Origin of the sequence: Streptomyces sp. NPDC052016 (assembly GCF_044548445.1) — a bacterium.
In the GTDB taxonomy this organism is placed as follows: Bacteria; Actinomycetota; Actinomycetes; order Streptomycetales; family Streptomycetaceae; genus Streptomyces.
On the sequence record NZ_JBIUBX010000012.1, the window covers coordinates 108,334 to 130,664 of the forward strand.

At 73.7% G+C, this 22,331-nt stretch carries 19 protein-coding genes; 7 read left to right on the forward strand and 12 right to left on the reverse strand.

The annotated features are described in order from the left end of the window. Nucleotides 1-265 precede the first annotated feature (265 nt). Complete coding sequence (locus ACIHAR_RS16915; RefSeq protein WP_400020049.1) at nucleotides 266-1,516, forward strand: M14 family zinc carboxypeptidase; 1,251 nt, start codon at nucleotides 266-268, stop codon at nucleotides 1,514-1,516. 79 nt (nucleotides 1,517-1,595) lie between these two features. Here the strand turns inward: ACIHAR_RS16915 and ACIHAR_RS16920 are convergent, their stop codons facing one another. From ACIHAR_RS16920 to ACIHAR_RS16930, 3 genes are all read right to left on the reverse strand, one after another. Beyond that, nucleotides 1,596-2,045 carry an SSI family serine proteinase inhibitor gene (locus tag ACIHAR_RS16920; protein ID WP_365470782.1) on the reverse strand — a complete coding sequence of 150 codons (450 nt, stop codon included), beginning with the start codon at nucleotides 2,043-2,045 and terminating at the stop codon, nucleotides 1,596-1,598. Beyond that, nucleotides 2,042-3,364, reverse strand: a complete 1,323-nt coding sequence (locus ACIHAR_RS16925) for a M14 family zinc carboxypeptidase (protein WP_400020051.1) — start codon at nucleotides 3,362-3,364, stop codon at nucleotides 2,042-2,044. The genes ACIHAR_RS16920 and ACIHAR_RS16925 overlap by 4 nt, the downstream gene beginning before the upstream one ends. Before the next feature lie 145 nt (nucleotides 3,365-3,509). Then, nucleotides 3,510-4,061 carry a DUF1707 and FHA domain-containing protein gene (locus ACIHAR_RS16930; RefSeq protein ID WP_365470776.1) on the reverse strand — a complete coding sequence of 184 codons (552 nt, stop codon included), beginning with the start codon at nucleotides 4,059-4,061 and terminating at the stop codon, nucleotides 3,510-3,512. A 155-nt stretch (nucleotides 4,062-4,216) separates the two neighbouring features. Between ACIHAR_RS16930 and treZ the strand changes: the two genes are divergently transcribed. Further along, entirely contained in the window at nucleotides 4,217-5,962 is a 1,746-nt protein-coding gene (gene treZ, locus ACIHAR_RS16935) for a malto-oligosyltrehalose trehalohydrolase (protein WP_400020053.1), read from the forward strand. Nucleotides 5,963-5,983: 21 nt separating this feature from the next. Here treZ and ACIHAR_RS16940 read toward each other — a convergent pair whose 3' ends face one another. Further along, entirely contained in the window at nucleotides 5,984-6,955 is a 972-nt protein-coding gene (locus ACIHAR_RS16940; RefSeq protein WP_400020055.1) for an aminoglycoside phosphotransferase family protein, read from the reverse strand. Nucleotides 6,956-7,003: 48 nt separating this feature from the next. Continuing rightward, nucleotides 7,004-8,131: a M24 family metallopeptidase gene (locus ACIHAR_RS16945; protein WP_400020057.1), complete on the reverse strand. Its 1,128-nt coding sequence runs from the start codon at nucleotides 8,129-8,131 to the stop codon at nucleotides 7,004-7,006. 178 nt (nucleotides 8,132-8,309) lie between these two features. Here ACIHAR_RS16945 and ACIHAR_RS16950 point away from each other — a divergent pair, with 178 nt between their 5' ends. Beyond that, nucleotides 8,310-9,065, forward strand: coding sequence for a metallophosphoesterase (locus ACIHAR_RS16950; protein ID WP_365470764.1), 756 nt, complete (start codon nucleotides 8,310-8,312; stop codon nucleotides 9,063-9,065). Nucleotides 9,066-9,074: 9 nt separating this feature from the next. Here ACIHAR_RS16950 and ACIHAR_RS16955 read toward each other — a convergent pair whose 3' ends face one another. Both ACIHAR_RS16955 and ACIHAR_RS16960 read right to left on the reverse strand, forming a co-directional pair. Continuing rightward, entirely contained in the window at nucleotides 9,075-9,638 is a 564-nt protein-coding gene (locus ACIHAR_RS16955) for a PDZ domain-containing protein (RefSeq protein ID WP_400020059.1), read from the reverse strand. Nucleotides 9,639-10,176: 538 nt separating this feature from the next. Then, on the reverse strand, nucleotides 10,177-11,043 hold the full coding sequence (locus tag ACIHAR_RS16960; protein WP_400020061.1) for a LysR family transcriptional regulator: 867 nt from the start codon (nucleotides 11,041-11,043) through the stop codon (nucleotides 10,177-10,179). A 93-nt stretch (nucleotides 11,044-11,136) separates the two neighbouring features. Between ACIHAR_RS16960 and ACIHAR_RS16965 the strand changes: the two genes are divergently transcribed. Continuing rightward, nucleotides 11,137-11,871: a hypothetical protein gene (locus ACIHAR_RS16965; RefSeq protein WP_365472783.1), complete on the forward strand. Its 735-nt coding sequence runs from the start codon at nucleotides 11,137-11,139 to the stop codon at nucleotides 11,869-11,871. A gap of 4 nt (nucleotides 11,872-11,875) precedes the next feature. On the opposite strand, the gene cyc2 is transcribed toward ACIHAR_RS16965, so the two are convergent. Beyond that, a complete protein-coding gene (cyc2, locus tag ACIHAR_RS16970; protein WP_400020064.1) occupies nucleotides 11,876-14,200 on the reverse strand; it encodes a germacradienol/geosmin synthase Cyc2 in 2,325 nt (774 codons plus the stop codon). 152 nt (nucleotides 14,201-14,352) lie between these two features. Between cyc2 and ACIHAR_RS16975 the strand changes: the two genes are divergently transcribed. Together ACIHAR_RS16975 and ACIHAR_RS16980 are read left to right on the forward strand one after the other, a co-directional pair. Continuing rightward, on the forward strand, nucleotides 14,353-15,138 hold the full coding sequence (locus tag ACIHAR_RS16975; RefSeq protein ID WP_400020066.1) for an alpha/beta fold hydrolase: 786 nt from the start codon (nucleotides 14,353-14,355) through the stop codon (nucleotides 15,136-15,138). Further along, nucleotides 15,135-16,397 (forward strand): cytochrome P450, encoded by a 1,263-nt coding sequence (locus ACIHAR_RS16980; protein ID WP_400020068.1) that lies wholly within the window; start codon nucleotides 15,135-15,137, stop codon nucleotides 16,395-16,397. Before ACIHAR_RS16975 ends, ACIHAR_RS16980 begins: the two co-directional genes overlap by 4 nt. A 7-nt stretch (nucleotides 16,398-16,404) precedes the next feature. Here ACIHAR_RS16980 and ACIHAR_RS16985 read toward each other — a convergent pair whose 3' ends face one another. The 3 genes from ACIHAR_RS16985 to ACIHAR_RS16995 form a co-directional block, all read right to left on the reverse strand. Continuing rightward, nucleotides 16,405-17,589, reverse strand: a complete 1,185-nt coding sequence (locus tag ACIHAR_RS16985; protein ID WP_400020070.1) for a damage-control phosphatase ARMT1 family protein — start codon at nucleotides 17,587-17,589, stop codon at nucleotides 16,405-16,407. 106 nt (nucleotides 17,590-17,695) lie between these two features. Next, nucleotides 17,696-18,346, reverse strand: coding sequence for a ScbR family autoregulator-binding transcription factor (locus ACIHAR_RS16990; RefSeq protein WP_365472768.1), 651 nt, complete (start codon nucleotides 18,344-18,346; stop codon nucleotides 17,696-17,698). Between the two features lie 76 nt (nucleotides 18,347-18,422). Further along, nucleotides 18,423-19,319 (reverse strand): ScbA/BarX family gamma-butyrolactone biosynthesis protein, encoded by an 897-nt coding sequence (locus ACIHAR_RS16995; RefSeq protein ID WP_400020073.1) that lies wholly within the window; start codon nucleotides 19,317-19,319, stop codon nucleotides 18,423-18,425. Nucleotides 19,320-19,499: 180 nt separating this feature from the next. Between ACIHAR_RS16995 and ACIHAR_RS17000 the strand changes: the two genes are divergently transcribed. Further along, a complete protein-coding gene (locus ACIHAR_RS17000) occupies nucleotides 19,500-20,147 on the forward strand; it encodes a ScbR family autoregulator-binding transcription factor (RefSeq protein ID WP_365472762.1) in 648 nt (215 codons plus the stop codon). Nucleotides 20,148-20,264: 117 nt separating this feature from the next. On the opposite strand, the gene ACIHAR_RS17005 is transcribed toward ACIHAR_RS17000, so the two are convergent. After that, nucleotides 20,265-22,073 carry a S8 family serine peptidase gene (locus tag ACIHAR_RS17005; RefSeq protein ID WP_365472759.1) on the reverse strand — a complete coding sequence of 603 codons (1,809 nt, stop codon included), beginning with the start codon at nucleotides 22,071-22,073 and terminating at the stop codon, nucleotides 20,265-20,267. Nucleotides 22,074-22,331: the final 258 nt, after the last annotated feature.

The window sequence follows — 22,331 nt, forward strand, 5'->3', positions numbered from 1 at the left end:
CCGGCGGGACGGTGGAGAACCGCTCGAGGACGCGGCGAACCGATCGGAGTCCGTGTCCTTGCCGCACGGCGGCACCATGGCGCCCGGGCCCGAGCCGGAGGCTCGCCCGAGCCTGCGCCTGGGCAGCTCCGGCGGGTGGTCACGCGGACGGGGTCCGTCGTGGGTGCTTCCGGGCGCCCCCGGAAGGCTCCCCCAGCGCGTTCTTGACAGGGCGTGGCGTCCGTGGGGTACTGCGGATTGCGAAGGCCGGGCGGACATGACGGGGGTGAGTCTCCTGCCTGAGCAGCGCTACCCCACGGTGACCGAACTGACCGTCTCCGCGCGGGCATTGACGGCAGTGCAACCCGGTCTGTGCGCGCTGCGGCAGGTGGGGCTCTCCCGTGCGGGGCGGCCTCTCCACCTGCTGTCCGTGGGCCGGGCCCGCCGTGCCGTGCTGGTGGTCGCCGGGGCCCACGCGAACGAACCGGCCGGCGGTCCGACGCTGCTCGCGCTCGCGGAACGGGTCGTGCACGAGCGGGAGTTGAGGGACGGCGTGTCCTGGCACTTCCTGCTGTGCGCGGATCCCGACGGCGCGAGCCTGCACAGGGCGCCTGCGCCGCGCAGCCTGCTCGACTACCACCTCGGCTTCTTCCGCCCCGCGGGCCCGGAGCAGCCGGAGTGGTCGCCCGCCGTCCTGCCGCCGGACCGTCTGCCGCCCGAGACGCGCGCGCTGACCCGCGTCATCGACGAGTTGCGGCCCTACCTCCAGGTGACCCTGCACGGCACCGACCTCGGCGGCAGCTGGGTGCAGTTGACGAAGGACATACCGGGTCTCGCCGAGCCGTTCGCCAAGTCCGCGGCACAGCTGCACATCCCCGTGGAGACGGGTGCCTCGGACGCGGCGGGCTGGCCGGCGTCCGGTCCCGGTGTGCACGTGATGCCGGAGCCGGGGGCCGGGGCTGCGTACCCGAGCATGCCGGACGACGCACGGCACAGCACCTGGTACCACGCCCACCGCTACGGCGGGCTGACCGCGGTCGTCGAGGTGCCGATGTGGGCGAGCGACATGGTGGACGACCCGGCCCCGCACCCCGCCCCGGCGGCGGCGATGCGTCGCCTGGCGCACCGGCTGGTGCGGGACACGAGGGAGGTGGAGCGGGTGCTGACGGAGGCGCTGCCACGCCTGGAGGGGGTCGACGGGCCGCTGCTGAGAGCGGCCCGGTGGGGGCTGGAGCTGGTGCCGGGCCTGGCCGCGGACCTGACCCGCACCCCGCCGGCCGACACCACGATGGCGTACGTCGGCAGCGTGGACGCCTTCGCCCGGCGGGTGCCGCTGCGGGCGGCGGCGATGCTGCGGCGGGTCCTGCAGGAGTGCGACGACCACGCGGCTCCCCGTCTGGAGCACCTCGTCGAAGTCTGGAGCGAGGCCTTCGCGGAACGTTTCCGCGCCCGCTGGGTGCCCGTGGAGCACCAGGTGGAGCACCAGTCCCGCACGGTCGTGGCGGCGGCACTGCACGCGCGCGAGGAGACGGCCTGAGCGTGCCGTACGGCGGCGTACGACGGCCTACGACGGCTTCGGGCACGCCCGGGCGTGCCCGAAGCCGCACCGCCGGGGCTCAGCCCGCGGGCTGGGCGGGCGGCCGCGCGTCGTCGAGGGCGAACACGGCGCCCGTCTCCGCGCGCATCACGCAGGGGTTGGCGAAGGTCTTCGTGTACTCGACGAGGCGGCCGTTCCACTTGCCGCTCGCCTGGGCGGTGACCGGGGCGTACACCAGGGAGCAGATGCCGCCCTTCGGGGAGATGGCACCGATGTCGCCGCCCGCCGCCGTGAGGTCCGCGCAGGCCTCGGCGGCGCGGGCGTGGCCCTGGGGCGGGTCGCACAGAAGCAGGATGCCGCGGGTGACGCCGGAACGGGCCTCGCCCTCGGTGACCGTGATCCCGAGCCAGTTGCCGGGCAGGGCGCTCCGGGGCGCGGTGGCCTGGGCGGGGGTGACGGCGGCGGCGAGGACGAGGGCGGTCGCGGCGGGCAGGACGCCGAGAAGATGAGGTGTGGGGAAATGTCTCATTCCCGGTGCATCGGCACGGCGGGCTGGGTTCCCCAGTCCGACTCACCCGATCGTGCGGGTCCGGACGGGTGCCGTCCGGCGAGCTCGAAGGCGGCGAGCACGACGCGCGCCTGGTACTCCACCTGGCGGGCGACGGGGATCCAGCGGGCTCCGCAGCCGTCCTCGTAGTCGGCGCACCAGGTGTCGATGAGCCCGTCCAGCTCCGGCAGCGCGCCGGCCGGGTCGCGGCCGGCGCCGGAGACGAGCTGGTGCAGCAGGCCGGCCGTCCGGACGGCGATACGGCGGCCGGCGATGCGCAGGGCGGCCAGGTGGGCGGTGCTCAGCGGCGGCAGCGGGTGGGCGGGGTCGCCGGCGTCCGGGTCCCAGGCGTCGGCGAGGCCGGGGCACACCAGCAGGTAGTCGTCGACCGGGGCGAGCAGGTGCGCCGCGTCGGGGGCGCCGGCGAGATGGGGACGCACGCGCGCGAGGACGCGTTCGAGGACGTGGGTGTCGTGCCGCAGGGTCTGACTGACCGTGCGCAGCGCCGTGTCCCGGTCGTCGGGCGGGGATCCGTCCTCGACGGCGGCGACGCCCCACATCGGCGCCTCGACGACGGCGGTGACCGTGCCGTGCCGGTGCGGGTGGTACCAGGTGGACTCGACGGCGGCCTCGGTGATGGCGGCGGCCAGGTCGCGCGGGCGCGGCGGCGGGATCCGGTAGACGGCGGGTCCGAGCCGGGGCCAGTACAGGGTGTCGTAGGGGCCGAGTTCGCGGGGGATGCCGAGGCGGGCCGCGGCGTGGGCCATGCGCTGGTCGAGTCCGGGCAGGTCACGGGTGAGTTCCACGAAGCCGCCGCCGACGTCGACGCCATGCAGCGAGCACTGGAAGAAAGGTTTCAGTTCGTCCAGGAGGCCGAGCAGCGCCCGGGTCTCCGGCAGTGCGGCGGCCGCCGCGCCCTCGGGCAGCCATTCGGGCTGTTCGAGGAAGCCGGGGCGGAAGAACCGCCGGAAGTAGCGGCCGAGGGTGTACGGACCGGACAGCCAGCCCTCGTTGCGGCGCAGGCCGTCGGGGTCGAGGCACAGCAGCAGGTTCCAGGTGGCGTCGGCGCCCTCGGTGAGGCGGGGGTCGTCGAGGAGCCGTTCGGCCAGCCGCAGGACGGTGGCGCCGCCCACCGGCTCGTTGGCGTGCGGCCCGGCGACGACGAGGGCCTGGCGGGTGCCGTGGCCGACGGAGAGCAGCCACAGGGGCGTGCCCGCGCGGGAGGACCCGACGCGGCGCAGACGGGCGTCCCCGGGCCGGCGGGCGACGAGCGCGGCCGCGCGGGCCACGAGTTCGTCCACGGTCGGGTAGCGCAGGAGTGGCGTCAGAGCACACCTCCGCGTCGAAGGCGCCGTCGGTTCACCAGGTGTGTGCGGTGTACGCACAGTGAGTCATGGCGCGGGAGGTACGTCAACACCGCCACGGACGGCGCGACTTGGCCCGTGATCAGTTCTCGGAGAGACGGAACGCCATCCGCCCGAAGGCGACCTGGTCGCCCTCGCGGACGACCGCGGCGCCGATCACGCGACGCCCGTTCACGGTCGTGCCGTTGGTGGAGCCGAGGTCGCGCAGCACCCACATGCCGCCCTGGCGGCTGAGTTCGGCGTGCACGCGCGAGACGCTCTCGTGGGTCAGCCTGAGGCCGCTCGCGGGGTCCCGGCCGATGCGCAGGGCGTGCTCGGTGCCGGGGTGCGGCAGCATCAGCTTGGGCAGCCGCTCGGCCTGCCAGGCGCGCCGCAGCCGGACGGTGAAGCCGGAGACCGCCTCGACGGTGCCGAAGACGGCACGGGAGAAGCGGCTTTCCCTGGGCAGGTCGGCCGTGAGCACGGCGAGTTCGTCGGAACGGCGCGCGGCGAGCGCCAGCTCCATGCGCCGGATGAACGTGTCGTGCGACAGGCGGCCCATGGCGACGCCGTCACGGAGCACCTTCAGCGCCCTGTCGCGCTCCGCGTCCGACAACCGCGCGGGGTACGTGTTGAACTCGAAAGACGACGTCACGCTCGTGATTGTCGGTCAGTGAACCCCGGGTGTCCAGAAAACGGGAAATCCGTGCTCCTTCCCGCGCGTGCCCGGGTGTTCACCGGCACATCGATCCGGTTTGGAGCACGATGGGACGGACTACGTCACGGTGAGCAGACGAAGGGGAACCGTCCGTGCAGTTCGAGGTGTGGGCACCGCAGGCCGAACGAGTGACGCTCCAGTGCGACGGCACCACATGCGCGTTGGAGCGTGACGGCGAGCGGGAGGGATGGTGGACCGGCGAGGCCGAGGCCGCGGACGGCTCGCGGTACGGCTTCGCGGTGGACGACGGCCCGGTCCTGCCCGACCCGCGCTCGCGCCGCCAGCCGGACGGCCCCGACGGTCTGAGCGCGGTCGTCGACCAGAGCCGGTACGCGTGGCGCGCCGAGTGGTCCGGGCGCCCGTTGCAGGGCGCGGTCCTGTACGAGCTGCACGTAGGCACGTACACGCCCGAGGGCACCCTGGACGCGGCGGCCGGGCGGCTCGGGCACCTCGTGGAACTCGGCGTGACGCACGTGGAGTTGATGCCCCTGTGCCCCTTCCCCGGGCGGCACGGCTGGGGCTACGAGGGTGTGTCGCTGTGGGCGGTGCACGAGCCGTACGGCGGGCCGGAGGCCCTGAAGCGTTTCGTCGACCGGGCCCATGAACTGGGGCTCGGGGTCGTCCTGGACGTCGTGCACAACCACTTGGGCCCGTCCGGCAACTACCTGCCCGCCTTCGGCCCGTACTTCACGGACACGCACCACACGCCGTGGGGCTCCGCCGTCAACCTGGACGCGCCCGGCTCGGACGAGGTGCGCGCGTACCTGCTGGAGAGCGCGCTGGCGTGGCTGCGTGACTACCGGCTGGACGGGCTGCGCCTGGACGCGGTGCACGCGCTGGCCGACACGCGCGCGTACCCCTTCCTGGAGGAGCTGTCGGCGGCCGTGGACGCCCTCGCCGTCGAGACGGGCCGGCCGCTGTTCCTGATCGCCGAGTCCGACCTGAACGACCCGCGGCTCATCACGCCCCGCCGGGAGGGCGGCCTCGGTCTGCACGCGCAGTGGAACGACGACTTCCACCACGCCCTGCACACCGCGCTCACCGGCGAGTCCCAGGGCTACTACGCCGACTTCGCGCGCGATCCGTTCGCCGCGCTCGCCAAGACCCTCACCGGCGGCTACTTCCACGACGGCACGTACTCCAGCTTCCGGGGCCGCCACCACGGGCGTCCGCTGGACCGCGCCCGGCTGCCCGCGCACCGGCTGCTCGGCTACAGCCAGACCCACGACCAGGTCGGCAACCGCGCCCAGGGCGACCGTCTGGCGGCCTCCCTCTCCCCCGGCCTGCTGGCCTGCGCGGCCACCCTGACCCTGACCGCGCCGTTCACCCCGATGCTGTTCATGGGCGAGGAGTGGGGCGCGGGCACCCCCTGGCAGTTCTTCACCGACCACACCGACCCCGAGCTCGCGGAGGCCGTACGGCGGGGCAGGCGGCGGGAGTTCGCCGCGCACGGCTGGGCCGAGGAGGACGTGCCCGACCCGCAGGACCCGGCGACCCGCGAACGCTCCTGCCTGGACTGGTCCGAGCCGCAGCGCGAGCCCCATGCGCGCGTGCTCGCCTGGTACCGCCGTCTGATCGCCCTGCGGCACGCCCAGGCCGACCTCACCGACCCCGACCTCGCCGACCTCAAGGTCGCGCACGACGCCCCGTCCCGCTGGCTGGCGTTCCGGCGCGGGGACGTACGGGTGGTCGTGAATGTCGGCAAGGAGCCGGCGGCGATTCCCCTGGGCCCGCGTCCCGCGCGCGTGCTCGCGGCGTGGGAGCCGGTGGAGGCCCCCGGGCCGGACGGCCTGCTGCACGTGCCCGGGGAGGCGTGCGTGGTGCTGGAACAGGAGTGAGGGGGATCGGCCTCGCAGCCCCTACTCCTCCTCCGCCGCGTCCTCCCGTAACTCCGTCACCCGCTCCAGCAGGATCGCCTCCCAGGCCCGCCGCAGCTGGGTGCGCAGCAGGGGCAGGGGGGCGGTGCCGTGGCCGTCGAGGCGTTCGGCCAGGTGGACGACGGTGTCGCAGCGGGCGAGCCAGAGGCCGCGCAGGCAGGGGCGGGCGCCGTAGCCGGTGAGGGTGGCGGCCCGGACGGCGGCGCCGGAGCCCACGGCGAGCGCGAGGCCGGCGATGTCCTCGGCGGGGTCGCCGAGGACCGCCCCGGTCCAGTCGAGGACGCCGCGCACCCGGCCGTCGGCGCTGACGACGAGGTGTTCGCCCCTGAGGGAGTGGTGGACGAGGACGGCGGCGGCGGGCTGGGCGGCGAGCTGGGCCGCTCCGGGCGGGGTGAGCTGGTGCAGGCGGGCCGGGTCGAACTCGTCGGCCGCGGCGAGGCGTTCGGCGGCGGCCACGGCCATGCGGCGCAGGGCCTCCAGGGAGCGGGGGGCGGCACGCGGCACGCCCAGGGCCTCGGCCTGACGGGGCGGCACCTCGCGCAGTCCGCCGAGCAGTCCGGCCAGGTCGGCCTCGCCCACGGCGGACACGTCGTGCTCCTCGCCGGTGCCGCCGGGCACCTTGGTGTCGAGGGTGTAGGTCAGGCCCGGGGACCACTCGCCGTGCGCGACGCTCGTCGGCACGGCGACCGGGATGTGCGGTCGGACGAGGTCGCGCAGCCGCAGTTCGCGGCGCTGCCGGACGGCCGCCTCCCGGTCGGGGGCCAGCCGCAGCACATGGCGGGTGCCGACCCACCACGTGCGCTGCTCTCCGCCGCCCTCGCGGACGGGCCGCACGTCGAGTCCGGCGGCGCCGCCCACGCCGTTTCGGCCCCTGGCGCCCTCCTCGCCCTCCTTCAGGAGCGCACGGACCAGTCGGCGGACGGTGTCCGCGGTGGGGGTGGGTGCCTGGGTCATGGTCGCGCCGTTGCCGTTCGGGGTGGGTGCCGGGACTCCTCGGGTGTCTCAGTCCACTATGACCATCTCGCGGGTGGTGTCGTTGAGGCGGCGGCCGCCGTCCTCGGTCACCGTGACGATGTCCTCGATACGGACCCCGAAGCGGCCGGGCAGGTAGACGCCGGGCTCGACGGAGAAGCACATGCCGGGGACGAGGGGCTGCTCCTCGCCCTCGATCATGTAGGGCGGCTCGTGCGTGGTGACGCCGATGCCGTGGCCGGTGCGGTGGATGAAGTACTCGCCGTAGCCGGCGTCGGCGATGACGGCGCGGGCGGCCCGGTCGACCTCCTGGCAGGCGACGCCGGGCCGTACGGCCCGGAAGCCGGCCTCCTGGGCCTCGCGCACCAGGTCGTGGACCCGGCGCTCCTCGTCGGTGGGTTCGCCGACGTGGACGGTGCGCGAGGTGTCGGAGCCGTAGCCGTCCTTCAGGCCGCCGAAGTCGAGGACGACCATGTCGCCTCGTCGGATGACGCGGTCGCCGACCTCGTGGTGGGGGTTGGCGCCGTTGGGTCCGGAGGCGACGATGGTGAAGTCGACCTGGGAGTGTCCGAACCGGCGCAGCAGGTCGGCGAGGTCCGCGCCGACCTCGGACTCCCTGCGGCCGGCGAAGGCGACCTTCCTGATCTCCTCGAACGTCGCGTCCGCGGCCGCTCCCGCGGCGGCCATCAGCTCCAGCTCCGCGGCGTCCTTGACGGCGCGCAGCATCGGCAGGGCCTCGGTGAGGGAGGCGTAGGAGCTGCCGGGCAGGGCGTTCTGCAGGCCGAGCAGATGCATCGCCCAGGCGTTGTCGCTGACGCCGAAGCGTCCGCGGGTGTCGAGGAGGGCCGCGGCGGCGGCGTAGGGGTCCTTGCCGTCGGTCCAGTCCCGCAGGGTGAGCGCCGGGGCGCCGGCCGCCTTGGCGGCGTCGGGCGCCTCGAGGGTGGGGACGACGAGGACCGGATCCCGGCCGGGGGCGAGGACGAGCAGGGTGAGCCGTTCGGTGACGGCGGTGGGTGCGTAGCCGGTGAGCCAGACGAGGTCCGGGCCGGGCGCCACCAGGAGTCCGGCCAGTCCCGCCTCACCGGCCGCGCGAGCGGCCCGCTCCATGCGGGCCCGGTAGTCGTCGGCGGTGAAGGGCGCGGGCGTGCTGCCGGTCATCCGGGCCTCCCTGACGGGCTTCTGCGGGATGTGGTGACTACGGGCAGCATCCTGCCCGGACAGCCGGGGCGGCGCGAGCCGATTGACGCCGGTTAATGGTCGTGGATTGCCAATCCATTAACCCTGGTGCTTGTATCCATCTGCAGCACCAGCCGTCACACCAGGAAGGCCGAGAACCGTGCTCGTACTCGCCCACATCAGCGATCTGCACCTGGACGGGACCGCCCGGGCCACCGAACGGGCCGAACGGGTGCGCGACCGGCTCTGGAACCTGCCGGGGAGGGTGGACGCGCTGCTCGTCACCGGTGACATCGCGGACCACGGGGCGGAGGCGGAGTACGAGGAGGCCGCGCGCATCCTCGGCCTGCGCGGCGCCGACGCGCCGTTCCCGGTGCTGACCTGCCCCGGCAACCACGACAGCCGCGCGCCCTACCGCAAGGCGCTGCTCGGACTGCCGGCCGCCGACGGGCCGGTCAACAGCGTCCAGGTCTTCGACGGCGGCGCGGTGCTGATGTGCGACTCCAGCATCCCCGGCGAGGACGCCGGTGAGCTGACGGACGACACGTACGGCTGGATCGAGGAGACCCTCGACGAACTGGACGGGGAGGTGCCCGCGCTGCTCGCCCTCCACCACCCGCCGGTGACCCTGCACCACCCGCTTCCCGACTCGTACCGGCTGCGCGATCCGGGCCGGCTGGCCGCCCTCCTGCAGCGCCGGCCGGAGATCGCGGGGATCATCACGGGCCACGCCCACTCACCGGCGGCGACCGGCTTCGCCGGGCGGCCGCTGGTGGTCGGGCCGGGGGTGACGTGGACCCTGCGGCTGCCCTGGGAGGGCGAGCAGGTGGCCGACCGGGAGGCCCCGGTAGGCCTGGCCTTCCACGTGCTGGACGACGAACGGCGGCTCACGAGCCACTTCCGGGTGGCCGTCTGACCATCACGATCAGGTGACGACTCCGGGCACGACCACCAACTGCTGGTACCCGCCCCCGCGGTGCCGCACGGTCAGCACCACCTCCCGGCCCGGCCGGGCCCTGTCGACCGCCCGCGCGAGATCCGTCGCCGAGTCGACCCGGGTACGGCCGAACATCAGCAGGACGTCACCCCGTACCAGGCCGGCCGAGTAGCCGGGCCCGGGAACGTGGACGGCGACGATCTTGGCGCCGGCCTTGTCCGCGTCCACGGCCTCGACCCCCAGGGTGGCGCCGGCGGAGTCCCCCGCCGCGGGCGGGGCCGGCGCGGACGGGCTCGGGCGGGCCGCAGCCGCCGCTCCGGCCTGCCGTTGCAGCTCGGCGAGGCGGCTCATGCCGATCACGGTCGCCCCCACGGTGCCGATCCCGACGCCGGCCAGGACCAGGACGGTGCCGACGAACAGGCCGAACAGCAGGGTCGTCAGCCGACGGCCGCGCCGGCGGGCGGCGTGCGGGCGCCGGGCAGGGCCGCCGGCCCGACCAACGCCGGCCTCCTGACCGGGCAGGGGCTTGGGACGCAACGCAGTCTGTTCCATGGATCGCCTCCGGCTGGTGCCCTACCCGGCACACCGGCGCACCACGAGCCACGAACGAGTGAGACTGACAATGGGTCAGAGACGGTACGCGCGCCCCACCCCCACCGAAACGAACCACGCCAACGCGGCACAGCCCGGACGCACCCTCACCCGCCACGCACGGAGCGAACCACGGCGCCGCAGCCACCCGGCACGCTCCCGCACCCGCCAACGCACCGGAGCGGCCATGGCTCTGCGGCGCAGCCGAAACGCTCCGGCAGCCGCCCGCGGCGGGGAGTGGGTCGTGGCGGTGCGGCGCAGCCCGTCGCGTAGCGCCGCACGGCCAAGGGCAACCAATTCCGGCAAGCGGCCGTACGCCCAACCGGCGACGGGATCGCCGCACCGCCACGACCCCGACCCACCCACCGGGGCGAAGCGCGCCCAGCCACCGCCGCCACGCGCAAACCCACCCACCACCGCCACGCGCAAGCCCACCCACCGCCGCGAAGCGCACCCCGCCCACCACCCACCGCCCACCGCCCCCACGAGCCCACCACCTTCACCCCCGCACCGACAGCGCCCCCACCAACACCCCCGCCGCCCCGCTCGGCGCCCCCACGTGGACGAGTTCCACCCGATGGACGACCCGCGGCTCGATGAGGGGGACGGCGACCGCTCCCGGAACGTCGGTCGACACAGAGCGGGGCAGGAGGGTCAGACCGTGCCCCGCGGCGGCGAGGGCGGTCAGCACGCGGACGTCGGTGCCGTCGTAGCGCAGGGCCGGCCGGAAGCCGTGCCCGCCGTTGGCGGCACGCAGGTGGGGCACGGGCAGGCCCGTGTCGGGGGCGTCGATCCAGCGGGCGTCGGCGAGGTCGCCGAGGCGCAGCCCCGCGCGCCGGGCGAGGGGGTGGCGTGCGGGCAGCACGACATGGACCGCTTCCTCGCCGACGCCGTACGTGGTCAACGGCGCGACGTCGGGAAGACGGAGCGGGTCATTGGGCGCGGCCAGCCCGTCGACGAGGCCCAGGTCGGCGGTGCCCGCGGCGACGGCGGCCGGCACCGCGTCGCGGGCGAGGACGCGCACGGTCACCCCGGCGGGCGGAAGGGCGGCGAGGGCCGCGGGGGTGAGTGCGGTCGGCGAGGTGGCGAGCGTCAGGCCGTACGCGGGCGCGGCGGCCATCCGGGCGACGTCCGCACGGGCCGCCTGCAGGCGCAGCAGCAGCGGCCCCGCGTGTTCGAGGAGGCGCTCGCCGGCCGCCGTGGGGGCGACGGGGCGGCGGGTGAGCAGCGGCGTGCCCAAATCCTGTTCGAGTGCGGCGATGTGCTGGGACACGGCCGACTGGGTGTAGCCGAGCTCGCGCGCGGCTTCGGAGAAGGAGGCGCGACGGGCCACGGTGACGTAGGTGCGCAGGAGATGCGGGTCCATGCTCCCAGCGTCCCAGGCCGCATCAGTTCTGCTGATCGAGGGTGCAGAAATCATCGTTGGACGTGAAGCACGGCCCGCTCCGAGGATGAGGGCATGACCGACAGCGCAGCTCAGATCGCCAAGGTCGCCCTCGTCGGCGACCGTTCCCCCAACGTCGTCTCGCACAGCCGCGTCCCGCTCCTCATGGAGGCCCTGGCCACCCGGGACCGGCTGGTCCTCGACGCCTACTGGATCCCCTCGCGGGACGCCGAGGCCGAGGACGCCGTACAGGGCTTCGACGCGGTGTGGGTGCTGCCCGGCAGCCCGTACCGGAGCGAGGCCGGCGTGCTGAACGCGATCCGCACCGCCCGCGAGGAGGGCATCCCCTTCCTCGGCACCTGCGGCGGCTTCCAGCACGCCCTGCTGGAGTTCGCCCGGAACGCGTGCGGGCTCACGCACGTGGCGCACGCCGAGAACGACCCCGACGCCGACGACTTCCTCATCGAACCCCTGGCCTGTTCCCTGGCCGGCCACGAGGACACCGTCCTGCTGGAGCCGGGCTCGCTCGCCCACTCCCTGTTCGGCGCGGAGCGCACGGTGGAGCGCTACTCCTGCCACTACGGCCCGTCCCGTCACCTGGACACCCTGCGCGCCCACGGCCTGCGGTTCTCCGGGCGCGACGCGGCGGGCGGGGTGCGGATGACGGAACTCCCCGGCCACCCCTTCTTCCTGGCCTCCCTCTTCCAGCCGGAGCTGTACGGCGACGGCTCGCGCCCGCACCCGATGGTGCGGGGGCTGGCGCGAGCCGCCGTCGAGCACGCCGCACGCCGCTCGGCGCAGCTCGTCTGAGACGTCAGCCGACCCGCGGGGCAGGGACCCCCGGCCCCGCGGGGACACTCGGCACCGTCAGGACCCCCGGCCCCGCAGGGACCCCCGGCGCCACCGTGACAGCGGGCCCTGCAGGGACCCCCGGCGCCACCGTGCCCCCCGGCACCGTCAGGGGCCCCGGCGGCCGGTCCGGGAGGAACCCGTGGGCGCGGCGGGCCAGGTAGCCGGGCTTGTAGCGGTCGACCTCGCGGTGCCAGTTGAGGATGCCCGCCAGCCAGTTCCGCAGGTCGGCGACGTATCCGCCCATGGCCTCGCGGCCTTCGGCCGACAGGTCGAAGTCGTCGTAGAGCACTGGCAGTTCGTGGGCGACGACGTGCTCGAACTGCTGCATGCGCTGGGTCATCAGGTCGTGGACGATGCCGAGCGCGGTCGGGTAGTCGCAGCCGAAGAAGTTCTGTACGACGAGGACCGCGTTGTGGATCTCGCCCTCGTACTCGATCTCCTTCTGGTACGAGAAGACGTCGTTGATCAGGCAGGCGTAGTCGATGGCGGCGTTCTCCAGGGAGCGGACGGGGCCGCTGCGGTAGAGGTCCGGCGGGACGGCGGGGCCGTGGCCCATGCGGCACAGGCTCAGGGTGAGGTCGGAGCCGAAGGTGGCGCGCCGCATCTCCAGGTAGTCGACCGGGTCGGGGATGCGGTTCTGGAGCTGGTTGGACAGTTCCCACACCCAGCTCTCGGTCATGGTGTCGACCGCGTCCCTGAGCGTGCGTTTCTGCTCGGTGGTCATCTCCGCCGTGGTGCGCGCCCACAGATCCGTCAGCGCGCGTTCCATCGCGTTGGCGGGGACGACGGTCGCCTCCTCGCCGTCGACGGGCATGCACGACGACAGCCGGGCCGTGGTCAGCCGGGCGGCGGCCAGGTCCCGGCGGTGGCCGTAGACGAGCGGGTAGTAGTCGTCGCCGTAGGTGCCGAAGGCGAGCCAGGCGGCACTGAGGTCGAGGGCGTCGGGGGTGGCGTCCGGGTCGAGGCCGGCCGAGCAGAGCGCGAGGTCGCACGAGGCGAGCTTGTCCTCGTCCCACACGCCCTCCGCCAGCATGCCCGTGCGACGGGTCCACTCGACGAGGTGGCGCCGGGCACGGTCGAGGTGCGGGCTCAGCTCCACCTGGAAGGGCATGTGGAAGTCGGGCAGCAAGGAGGGGCCGACCTTCCGGTACGGCACGTGTGTGTAGGGGCGCAGCCTTCCCTGCCGCCCGAACGGCGCGGCGGTCGCCCCCGTGGCGGCGGCCGACGCCAGCAGCGCGCCGACGTCGACGGCGGAACACCCCGGGCCGGTCGGTGCCCGCCAGGGGGACGTGGTGGTGGCGCCCTCGTTCATGTAGCGGCTGGAGCGCATGTGCCACTCGTGGCCGCCGGACTGCCAGTCCTGAAGTCCCTTGGTGTAGGCGGCGACCGCGACGACCTCGTCGGGCCTGAGGCCCTTCTCCAGGGCCAGCGCGGGCACTTCGGTGAGGGCGGTGTGCTCGAACTGGTGGAGGCGGGAGGTGAGGATGTCGTTGACGGCGTCGGCGGCTTCCTGCGTGGTGCAGCCGAAGAACTTCTCGAGGACGAGCACGCCGTTGCTGTTCTCGCCCTCGTCCTCGACCTCCCGCTGGTAGGAGAAGAGGTCGTTGCGCAGGTGGACGGCGTCGGAGAAGGTCTCCATCAGCACCCTGAGCGGCCTCGACCCGGCGACGGCGGCGGGGACTTCGGCGGTCGCGTACTCCACGAGCCCGGCCGACCAGGGGGCGCCGCCCACCTTGCGGCGCATCTCGATGTACTCGACGGGGTTGGCGATCCGCCCCTCGTTGATGTTGGACAGCTCCCACATCGACTCGTTGAGCAGGTGCTCGGTGGCGACGGCGAACCGGCGGCGCCAGTCCTCCGACATCGCCGGCACGGTACGCGCCCACAGGTCGGCGAGGCCCGCCTCGACGGGGTTGCGCGGCTCGGGCACGGGAGTCGACGTCTCCAGCGGCATGAACAGCGGCAGCCGGTCCAGGTGGGCCTTGCCGGCGGCGCGGTCCGGGGTGCGTTTGAACATGTCGAGGAAGTGGTCGTCGAAGAAGAACACCCACACGTACCAGTCGGTGATCAGCGACAGGGTGGGGCCGTCGCAGTCGGGGTGGGTGTAGGCGCAGAGCAGGCCGTAGTCGTGCGCCTCCAGGTCGGCCTGCTCCCAGATCCCGGATCCCTCCAGCATCCCCATCTCGCGCGCCCACGCCGTCGAGTGGGCACGGGCCTCGTCGAGGTGCGGGTTCAGCCGCGCGGGATACGGCATGTAGAAGTGCGGGAGTTCGAACGGCTGCGTCATGGCCGGGCCCTACCCCCGGTACCCGACGGCCATCCGCGGGGCGGCACATGATCACACCATCGCGTGAACCGGCGGGGATTCGGCGGCCGCACGGCGTGCCGAGCGGCTGACGCACCCTTGCCGGGCCTCGCGTCACCGGCCACCGTGGTCGCATGACCTCCTTCGTGCTCCCTCATGAGCTGCACGGCGACGGCGCCCACAAGGTGTTCGCGGTGCACGGCTGGTTCGCCGACCGTTCCGCGTACGCGCCGGTCCTGCCCGACCTCGACCGTACGGCCTTCCAGTACGCATTCGTCGACCTGCGCGGCTACGGCGCGGCCCGTGACGCCGACGGCGAGTTCACCACGGCGGAGGCCGCGGGGGACCTCGTCGCGCTGGCCGACCGGCTGGGCTGGGAACGGTTCTCGGTCGTCGGGCACTCGATGGGCGGCGCGATCGGGCAGCGGCTGCTCGTGCGGGCCCCGCACCGGCTGCGCCGGCTGGTCGGCGTCTCCCCGGTGCCCGCGTCGGGGCTGGCGCTGCCGCCGGACCAGTGGGAGCTGTTCGCGGACGCGGCGCACAAGCCGGAGAACCGGCGCGCCATCCTCGACGTCACGACGGGCGGACGACGCCCGGCCGCCTGGCTGGACCGGATGGTCGCCCGCTCCCTGGAGGTCAGCGACCCGAAGGCGTTCCGCGCCTGGCTGGACTCCTGGGCCGGTGAGGACTTCCACGGCCGCGCGGAGGGGGCGACGGCGCCCGCGCTGGCCGTGACCGGCGCCCTGGATCCGGCGCTGTCGGCCGCTCTGATGCGGGAGACCTGGCTGCGCTGGTACCCGCGCGCCGAGCTGTACGAGCTGACGGCCGCCGGACACTACGCGATGGACGAGACGCCGCTGGAACTGATCGCGGTGGTGGAGGACTTCCTCAGGGCCGACGGCGAGGGCGGGCCGGTGTGACCGTGAGCGCGGCGCCGCCCGTCCCCGACGTCTTCGACCCCCGCCGGTACGCCACCGGCGTGCCGTACGGCGCCTACCGGGTCCTGCGCGATCACCACCCGGTGGCCTGGCAGGCGGAGCCGGAGGTGCTGGGCTGGCCCGCCGGCCCGGGGTTCTGGGCGGTGACCCGGCACGCGGACGTCGTGCGGGTGCTGAAGGACTCGGCGACGTACTCGTCGTTCCTCGGGGCCACGCAGATCCGTGACCCGGACCCGGACGACCTGCCGTTCATCCGTCGCATGATGCTCAACCAGGACCCGCCGGGCCACGGCCGGCTGCGTCGGCTGGTGAGCCGGGCCTTCACCCCGGGCCGGGTGGACCGTTTCACCCTCGTCGTCGCCGAGCGGGCCCGCGCGCTGTGCGCCGGCGCCCTCGAGCGGGCGCGCGCGGGGGACGGCACCGTCGACCTGGTGGACGCGGTCACCGACGACTACGCCCTGCTGAACCTCGCGGACCTGCTGGGTGTGCCCGGGGCCGACCGGGGGCTGCTGCTGCACTGGACGCGGCGCGTCATCGGCTACCAGGACCCGGACGAGGCCGGTCCCGGCGTACGCGACGCGGCGGGGCGTCCGGTGAACCCGCGGTCGCCCGCAGCCCTGCGGGACATGTTCGCGTACGCCCAGCAGCTCGCCGCACACAAGCGGCGGCATCCCGCCGACGACGTCATGACCGCACTCGCCCACGACGCCGAACTCGCCGACGCCGAGCTGGAGATGTTCTTCTTCCTGCTCACCGTCGCCGGGAACGACACGGTGCGCAGCGCGGCGCCGGGCGGTCTGCTGGCGCTGGCGGAGCACCCGGCGGAGTACGGCAGGCTGCGCGCCGGGCGGGTCGACGTGGACTCGGCCGTCGACGAGTTGCTGCGCTGGCACCCGCCCGTGCTCACCTTCCGCCGTACCGCCGCCCGGGACACCGAGCTGGCCGGGCGGCGGATCCGGGCCGGGGAGAAGGTGGTCGTCTTCCACGCCGCCGCCAACCGGGACGAGCGGGCCTTCACCGACCCGGACCGGCTGGAGCTGTCCCGCGGGCCGAACCCGCACGTGTCCTTCGGGGACGGGCCGCACGTCTGCCTGGGCGCCCACTTCGCCCGGCTCCAGCTGCGGGTGCTCTACCGGGAGGTGCTGAGGGTGCTGCCCGTGCTGCGGACCGCGGGGGCGCCCCGGCGGCTGGTGTCGAACTTCATCAACGGCATCAAGTCGCTCTATGTCCAGATCGACTGAAACTGCGTCACGTCCGCACCTGGATCAGTGCGTGCGTGCCGCCCGTGCGCCACCGCTGCCCCTCGGCGGCCACCAGCGCGGCCTCGGTGTCCGCGGACAGGCCGGTGATCACGTCGGACTTCAGGGTGCGCAGGGCGGCGACCGGGCCGGGGAAGTACGCGGTGACGTCCGCGAAGGGCGTCGTCGGCGGCCAGAGCCGGTCTCCCACGAGACGGCGGTAGTTGAGGTCGCCCTTCACGATCGTGAGCGTGGCCGAGCCGAACTCCGCGCGCAGGTCGTCCGGCATCTCCGCGTACGGGAGCGGGGCGGCGGCGAAGGGGTGGGCACGGACGGTGAGGGTGCCGTCCGCCATCGCCGACCACAGGTGGCGGCCGTACCCGGCGGCCTCGCCGGGCGCGGCCGTCAGCCGGCGCAGCGCGTCGACGACGTCGGCCGTCGTGGCGTCGGAGACGTAGTACGGGTACGGCTTGACGTGCAGGACGACCCGGCCGATCCGGCCGTGCGCCAGGAGATGGGCGGCGAGGAGGAGGTCGGGGATCAGTTCGCGGCCCGCGTTGTCGGCGACCACGCACAGGGTGCCGGTGGCGCCCGCGGAGGCCGGCAGCAGCGAGCGGAGGGCGTCGCTGTCGTCGGCGACCAGTCCGGGCGCGGCGTCCCGGTCCTCCGCCCCGGCGTCGGACAGCCGGAAGCCGAGGTCCGCCCGGTTGCCCCACAAGGATCCGTGCAGCAGGGCGTGGGCCTGCTGCTCGGCGGGGCGGGAGGCGAGGCCGTCGAGGGCGGCGAGTTCCCCGTCGGTCTCGGGGGCGTCGAGTTCGGCGAGCTTGAAGGGGCGGAAGGGGTCGATGCCCTGCCAGGGTCCGGGGCCGAAGTAGCCGACGGCGTGCAGGAGCCGGCGGTAGAACCAGCTCTCCGACCACAGCCAGGGCACCTCGAACCAGGACCGGCCCGCGTACGCGTCCATCCCCCAGGCCTGCCACCGGTCCCGGTCGTGGGCGCCGGCGGGCAGCGGTTCGATCACGCCCTCGGTGCAGCTTTCCAGCAGCGCGTCCAGGGCGCGGTGGATGTCGGGGCCGTACGGGAAGGCGTCGCGTACCTGCCGGATGATCGCGGGGTGCCGTTCGGTGAGGACACCGTGCGGGAAGGAGCCGGGCCGGTCGCCGAGGATCACGGGCGGGGCGGGGGTGTCGGGCATGCGGCTCACGGTAGCGCGAGGGCGTACGACGCCCCCGGCGCACAGGGCCCCGGCGTCGGCCCCCGCTCACGCCGGCCCAGGGGGGAGCGCCCTGGTGGTCGCCGCCTCACACCGCCGCCATGATCTCCCGTTCCAGCCGGGCCGCGAGGCTCAGGTAGCGCGGCCGGCGCGGTACCGGGACGAGTCCGCGGATCAGGACGCGCCACATCTCGGCCATACGGCGCGGGAGGCGCCCGTTCGGTTCGCGGGAGCGGCCGACCACACGGGTGCCGACGAAGAAGCAGACCAGGGAGTGCGCGACCGCGTCCACGTCGACGTCCGGATGGATGTCGGCCTCCTTGACCGCGCCCACCAGCCGCCGGGACACCAGGTCCAGCCACTCGGTGAACGGGTGCGGTACGGGCGGCCGGACCGGGACCCCGCCGGTGGCGAGCCGCAGGCCGGCGCGGGCGATGGGCCCCTCCACCGACAGCCGGGTGATGCCGAAGGTGAGGCGCATCAGGGCTTCGAGGGAGGGATAGCCCCGGTCGTCGATCTCGCCGGCGACGCGGCGCGAGGCCTGGGACTGCAACTCCATGATCGCGTGGGCCAGGTCTTCCTTGGCCGCGAAGTGGAAGTAGAGGGCGCCCTTGGTGACGTGGGCGTGCTCGACGATGTCACTGAGGCTGGTCGACTCGTAGCCGTGCCGGTCGAACAGGTCGGCCGCAGCCGTGATGATCGTCGCGCGGGTCTGTTCGGCGCGTAACTGCCTCGCCATCGACTGGACTCTCCCGGGCCGGTAAAGAACGGGTCGTGCCGTTTGTTTCTTACCCCCCGTACACAATAGCTCACCGTCAGGCGGTCCGGACGAGGCACTCGAAGACAGTGGACTCCCCTTGTCCTCCGGCGACTTGCACGTCGGCGCCGTGCTCTCCCTTCGCCTCGATCCAGACGGGTTCGTCCAGTTCTGCGTACCGGTGGAAGTGCGCGTGGTACGCAACAGGCCTGCGTCGGCCGCCGGTTGTCAGCCGTGCCGCCTGGCGGGCGGCCTCCAGCAGGAGCATCCCGGGCACGTGGTCCAGTGGATGGTCGAAGAAAACGGGGTGTGCGGTATCTACTCTCAACTGCCAGCGAGCGGGGCGGTCGGTGGCGGCGAGGACCACGTCGGAGGGCAGGGCGCGGCCGACGTCACCGGGGGGCAGGCCGGGCGGGACGGGTATGGCGGTCACGGTGTCCGGGGCGCGACCGCCGCGGAGCCTGCGGTACACGGGTCCGCTGACGCAGGTGAAGGCGACGTCCGCGGTCGCCACGCGCTCGCCCTCGCGCAGGACGTGCGCCGTGTAGCGCGCGGCGGCGGGGCGAGGACCGCGGTACTGGACGTCGGTGAAGACGAGCCGTACCTCCGGCTCGGCCGGCAGCGGACCCACGTCCAGCCGCCCCGCGGCCGTGCTGACCTGGAACTCCTGCAGCACGAACTGGTGGTCCAGCGGTACGTCGTACTCCGCGTGGGTGATCAGCGTGCCGCTCTGGCGGATCGTCTCGACGACGAGCAGGGGGTCATAGGCGGACCAGTCCGGCGACACGTGTAACCCGTGCGCCCGGGGCCACTGGGCGGAGACCGAGAAGCGGTCGTTCCCGGTGCGCCGCCAGCCGGTGAGGAGCGTCTCGGCGACGGCGGCACGGTGGACGAGTTGGCGTGGCACGGTTGCCGTCAGGGTCGGAGCATCGGCAAGCTGCCGCGGTCGAGTCATGTCTCTCCCTACGGTCGCCCGAAGGCCACGGCAGACGGCGAACCGCCCGCTCCGGTGAGCGTTAGAGTACGAGGCGACCGGTTTGTTTTCAATGAGATCAGTCGACGGCATCCTATGATCGGGTCCAACCCGCCTGACGATCGCGGGGATCGGCCGACTCGGCGCCGTGAAGGGGCTCTTATGGCGAAACAGGAGCGCGCGATCAGGACGCGCAGGGCGATCCTGGAGGCGGCCGGCGCGGTCTTCGACGAGCACGGCTACACGTCCACCACCATCGCCATGGTCCTGGAGCGCGCCGAAGTCACCAAGGGCGCCCTGTACTTCCACTTCCCGTCGAAGGAGTCCCTCGCCCAGGCGGTGCTCGACGAGCAGGTGCCGTTCGGCGCGGTTCCACCGCAGCCGTGCAAGCTGCAGGAGATCGTCGACATGACGTTCGTGGTGGGTCAGCGCCTGCTGGGCAACGCGCTGTTGCGGGGCAGTGTGCGGCTCGCGGTGGACCAGGAGACGCCGTCCGGTGTCGACCACGGCGAGCCGTTCCGGCAGTGGGCGCAGCGGCTGAACGGGCTGCTGGAACTGGCCCGAGAGCGCGGCGAGTTGCTGCCGACGGTGAAGCCGCGGCAGACGGTGGAGCTGCTGGTCGGGGCCTTCACCGGGATCCAGCTGATGTCGCGGGCGCTGACCGACCGCGCGGACCTCGCCGAGCGGCTGTCGGTCATGTGGGCGCACATCCTGCCGAGCATCGCGGTCCCCGGTCTGCTGCCCGCCCTCGACGCCCGGGCCGACCGGGGCGAGCGGGTGCTGGCATCGCTGGAGCGCGCGGCCTCCTAGAACGACGCGAGGCGGGCCGGCCGGTGTCCGTCCCGCGCGGCCTCGTTGGACGCACGAGGCGGGCCGGCCGGTGTCCATCCACACCGGCCGGCCCGCCCGTTCGTACGGCGGCGACGACTAGAAGGTCAGCTTCCAGCTGTTGAGCCGGCCCGTGTCCTGCGCGGCCACGTCCTGGACGCGCAGCTTCCAGGTGCCGTTGGCGACCTCGGCCGAGGCGTTCACCGTGTAGGTGGTGATGACGTTGTCCGCCGAGTCCGAGCTGCTGGAGGCCTTCAGACGGTAGGTCGAACCGTCCGGCGCCACCAGGTCGATCACCAGGTCACCGCGGTAGGTGTGGGTGATGTCCACGCCGACCTGGAGGGCGGAGGGCGCGTTGCCGGTGCGGCCGGTCACCGCGATGGAGGACTCGACGGCGGAGCCGTTGTCCGGGATGGAGACCGCGGTGGTGCTGGTGAAGGTGGTGCCCCCCGTGGAGCCGCCGGAGCCGCTCACCGCCTGCACCGTCCTGGTCGCGTCCGCCAGACCCGCGCCGCAGCCGCCGGAGCAGGCTCCGGGCAGGGCACGGGCGTTGGCCTTGATGGCCGACTCGATCTGCGCCGGGGTCAGCGCGGAGTTCGCCGACTTCATCAGCGCCGCCAGACCCGCGATGTGCGGGGTGGCCATGCTGGTGCCCTGGTAGTAGGCGTAGTTCTCGGTGGACGGCGTCCTGGTGCCGGAGTTCAGCGTGGAGAGGATGCCGTTCGCGGTGCCGGTGCTGGTCTGGCCGCCGGGCGCCGAGATGTCCACGAGGGAGCCGTAGTTGGAGTAGGACGCCTTCGCGCCGGTGCGGTTGGTCGCGGCGACAGAGATGACGTTGCTGCAGTTGCCCGGCGAGTGGTTCGCGACGTTGTCGTTCTCGTTGCCGGCGGCCACGACGACGGTGGTGCCGCGGTTCACGGCCGCGTTGATCGCGCTCTGGGTCGCCGAGGTGCAGGCGCCGTCGCCGCCGAGGCTCATGTTGATGACCTTGGCGACGTTGGAGTTGGCGGGCACGCCGGAGACGGTGCCGCCGGACGCCCAGGTGATGGCGTCGATGATGTCGGAGTCGTAGCCGCCGCACTTGCCGAGGACGCGGACCGGGGAGATCTTCGCGCCGTAGGCGATGCCCGCGACACCCTTGCTGTTGTTGGTGACGGCGGCGATGGTGCCGGCCACATGGGTGCCGTGCCAGGAGGAGTTGGAGGCCGGGATGCCGGCGCCGCACTCGTTGGCGTTGTACCAGTCGCCCGGGTCGGCCGGGTTGCTGTCACGGCCGTTGCCGTCGACCGCGACGGCGGTGTCGGCGATGAAGTCGTAGCCGCCGACGATGTTCGCGGCGAGGTCGGAGTGGGCGACGTAACCGGTGTCGATGACGGCGACGGTGACGCCGGTGCCGGTCGTGGTGTTCCAGGCGCCGGGCACGTTCATGCCGGCGGTGGCCTCGAACAGGTCCCACTGCTTGGCGTACTCGGTGTCGTTCGGGTCGGCCTTCGGCGTGTTCAGGCGGTCCGGGACGACGTAGGCGACCTGCGGGTCGGCCTGGTACCGGGCGACGACGTCGGCGACGTCCGCCTTGGTGAGGTCCTCGCCCAGGTCGACCAGGGCGGCGCCGGTGCCGAGGCGGCGCTGGAAGTCGAGGTTCTCGCCGGCCGCCTTGCCCTTGGCGGTGGCGTCGGCCTCGGCGGCCGTGTTCGACGTGGCCTCGGTGGCCCCGGACCTGTAGCCGACGATGAGGCGCTCGGCCGGGGTGCCGGGGGCGGCCTCGGTCTGGGCGGCCGGGACGGCGGCGGCCTGGGGCGCGCCGTCCTGGGCGACGGCCACCGAGGCGGTCGAGGCAGCGGTGAGGAGGGCCGCGGAGACCGCGGCGGCGGATATCAGCTTCCGTCTGACGGCGGGTGAGGTGCGCAAGGGCGTGCCTTTCGTGGCCGACTCCGGGCAGGGCGGAGCAGCGGTCGATTCGCTTCGTCATCGAAGCGGCGGGGGGTGAATCGAGGAGCAACGCAGTGGCCGGCCAGGCGCGATGCCGACCCCGGAGGGGTTACCTGTGGGTCAGCTGTGGTGGAACGATAGGCAAAGGAACAGTCATTCGGATACAGGGGAAACCCTCGATCGGCCCTCGATCCCGGCCGGAAACACACCCTTGCCGGCGCGGACTCGACAGCAAGT